The organism is Collinsella tanakaei (genome assembly GCF_016900375.1).
Taxonomy (GTDB): Bacteria; Actinomycetota; Coriobacteriia; order Coriobacteriales; family Coriobacteriaceae; genus Collinsella.
On the sequence record NZ_JACJKB010000033.1, the window covers coordinates 1 to 3,124 of the forward strand.

At 64.7% G+C, this 3,124-nt stretch carries 1 protein-coding gene; it reads right to left on the reverse strand.

Annotated features, from left to right (window positions below; all coding sequences use genetic code 11):
* Positions 1–399 precede the first annotated feature (399 nt).
* Positions 400–3,111, reverse strand: a complete 2,712-nt coding sequence (locus tag H6A16_RS10430) for an S-layer homology domain-containing protein (RefSeq protein ID WP_204618941.1) — start codon at positions 3,109–3,111, stop codon at positions 400–402.
* Positions 3,112–3,124: the final 13 nt, after the last annotated feature.

Below are 3,124 nucleotides of genomic sequence, written 5' to 3' on the forward strand. Positions count from 1 at the left end.
CGACAACGGCATCTTCGGCCAGGGCACCGACGAGCTGTGGGCCAAGCAGAACATCCAGCGCTGCGCGGTCGCCACGATCGCCGTGCGCTTCCAGCCCGAGGCGCTGCCCGAGGCGTAAAGCCATCAGCCCTCTAGCTCCCGACCGCACCGGCCCGCTGAAAAGCGGGCCGGGCCCGGGGGCCCGGACGCGTGGGGCCCCCGGGCCTTGAACGCACTGGATGCAAGCTGTCGCGAAGAAGGCAATTACGGCTGGAGCCGCCCTCTCGTTATGGGAGGGCGGCTCCAGCCGTTATCGCCATAGGTCTGGCCTGCATGCAAAAGGAGATCCCTCCCGGTCGGGAGGGATCTCCTTCCACTTATTACTCGCGACAGCCTGCGAAGTAAACCGGAAACTGGGTTCTAGCGGGCGATGAGGTCGAAGTCGAACACATCGGACAGGCGGACGACCATCGTGGCGACCTCGGCGCGGGTGATCGGGTCGGTGCCGCGCAGCGGGCTCTCGTTGCCCATGATGCCCTCGGAGACGAGGTAGGCCACGTAGCCCTCGGCCCACTCGGACACGGTGTCGGCGTCCTCGTAGGCGCCGAGCAGCTCGTCGGTGTCGACCGCGGTGTCCTCGCCGCACTTGGCCGCATAGACGGAGAGCATCTTGGCGAGCTCCTGACGGGAGATCGTGTCGTCGGGACGGAAGCAGTTAGTGCCCTCGTCGCCGGAGACGATGCCGGCGTCCTTGGCCCACAGGATGGCCTCAGCGTAGTACTTGTTGCCATCGACGTCACCGAAGCCGGTCTTGAAGCCGGTGGTCTCGTCGTACTTGCCCTCGTCGACGAACTCGGGCTGGCCGGCCATCTTGTAGAGGACGACCGCGACGTCGCCGCGCTTGATGTTGTCGTTCGGGCCGAAGAAGTCCGTGTAACCGTAGCCGTTCATCCAGCCGTTCTTGTTGGCGGTGTAGATGTCCTCGGCGGCCCAGAAGTCGTTGGACACGTCGTTGAAGACCTTGTCGTCGGTGACCTCGAAGACCTCGCTCACGCCGTCGAGGTCGTAATTGACAACGCCGTCAGCGGTCTTGATGTGAGCCTGGTAGAAGCCCTTGTCCTTCAGCTCGACGTCGCGCTCGACGACCTCCCAGGCACCGGTGGTCTTGTTGTACTCCACCAGGTCGTAGGAGTCGACGCCGTAGGCGTCGGCGGGAACGCCCTCGAGCTCGGCGCCCTTGGAGCCGTAGAAGCCGAAGGTGGCCTCGATGGCCTCGCCGGTGTAGGAGACGATGCCGGTCGGGCAGCCGTGCGCGTCCTTGCCGGTCACGATGTCGTGGTCGACCACGATGTGGGCGGGCTTCACGGCGTTGACGATGAAGGTGAACTCGGCGGAGCCGTTGAAGGTGACGCCCTCGACGGTGATGATGTACACGCCGCCGTCGACGACCTCCTCGACCGCGGTGCGCTTGCCGTCGGTGGCCTGCTTCTCGATCGTCACGGTGTAGTCGGTGCCCTGGACGAGGGTCTTGCCGTCGGCCTTGACGGTGAAGCCCATGTTGGCCTTCTTGTCGGTGCCGTCATAGGTGTCGGACGCGGTGCTCGCGACGTTCTGGCCCTTGTAGGTCATGAAGATCTCGCTGTTGGCGTGGACGACGCCGTAGGAGACGACGACCTTGGCGACCTTGGTGCCGGCGACGTAGTCACCGGTCACCTTGTCGGTGTAGCCGACGGTGGTCTCGACGTAGTAGGTGCCGGGGGTGTCGAGCTGGGTCTTGCCCTGCAGGTCGACGACGTTGTCCTCGTCGTCGTAGACGACGGTGTCGTAGTTGTTGATCTTGGTGCCGTTAACCTCGACCTGGATGTGGGTGAGGTCGAAGTAGGTCGGCTTGTCCTCGGACAGGTTGACAAGGAAGTTCACCTTGTCAGCTCCGGTGTCGGTGCTGTCGCCACAGCCAGCGAAGTCGATGTCAGCCTTCAGATCGGCGTAGAGGACGGTGAACTCGGTGGTGCCGGTGACGTAAGTCGCGTCGTCGTCGACCGTTACGCGATAAGTGTACGCGCCGCGAGCAAGATCGGAGTCGTCGTACTCCTGGCCGTCGGGGGTTTTGACGAGCTCGATGTGGAACTTGCCCTCCTGGCCATTGTTCTCAAAAGCGTTCTTGGAGAAGTCGTCGTTGTCGACGCCGTTGATGGACTGGATGAGGTCCTTGACCGTCAGGCTGTCGCTGGGCTTCTGGGAACCGGTGCTCAGAAGGGTCTTGCCGATGACGGAGGCGTCAGCGAGGTCGAGCTTCTCGGTCTGGAAGTCGATGACCTTGTGGCCCTCGTAGTCGCCGGCGCGGGTGCCGTCGATGACCGCCTGGTACCAGACGCCGGGGGTGAGGGCGGTGCCGCTCATGTCCGCGCCGGTGGTCTTGTCGACGATCGTCATGGTGTAGTCGTCGCCCGCATCGAGGATGTGGCCCTCGACCGCGACGCCGAGGCGCGCGGCCCAGGCGGCGCCGTTGTTCTTGCCGGCCTCGGGGCTGAACTCGAAGGTGGTGTCGGTGGCGTCCTTGCCGTCGACCAGCACGGCGTCGTCGAGGGAGAAGCCGACGATGCTGAAGGTGTCGGCGATGCCGCGCAGGTACCAGTCGCCGCCCTTCCACTGGGCGATGACGACGGCGTAGTCGCCCTTGGCGGAGGGCATGGCGTACTTGCCGCTGGCCTTGACGCTCGTGCCCTTAAGATCGACCAGCTTGCCGCCATCGTAGCGCTGGACGGTCACGCCGTTGGACGAAACCGTGCTGCCCGAGCCGATCTGATCGTAGTGAACGTAGTAGTAGTAGAACTCGCCGTCGATGAGCGCGGAGTCGTCGCGCAGGTAGGCCTTGTGCTCGACGCCGGCGTCGTCGGTCACCTTGGACGGGACGCGGCCCTGACCCTTGCCGTTGTAGTAGAAAGTGGTCTGGGCGCTCTCGTACTCGGGGGTGGCGCCGTCGACGTTGGACTCGTCGTACGCCTGCAGCTCGATGCCCTCGGTCGCCATCGCGGCCACGGGGGCCACGCCGAGGCTGAGCGCGCCCACCAGGGACGCGGTCACGACGGCGGCCACCTTCTTGGTGTGCTTCCTGTTGACGCAAGCTGTCATACGTCTTTCTCCT

Excerpts from the sequence above, each read along its gene's own strand:
- H6A16_RS10430 (WP_204618941.1), bottom strand. The coding sequence starts at position 3,111 with ATGACAGCTTGCGTCAACAGGAAGCACACCAAGAAGGTGGCCGCCGTC.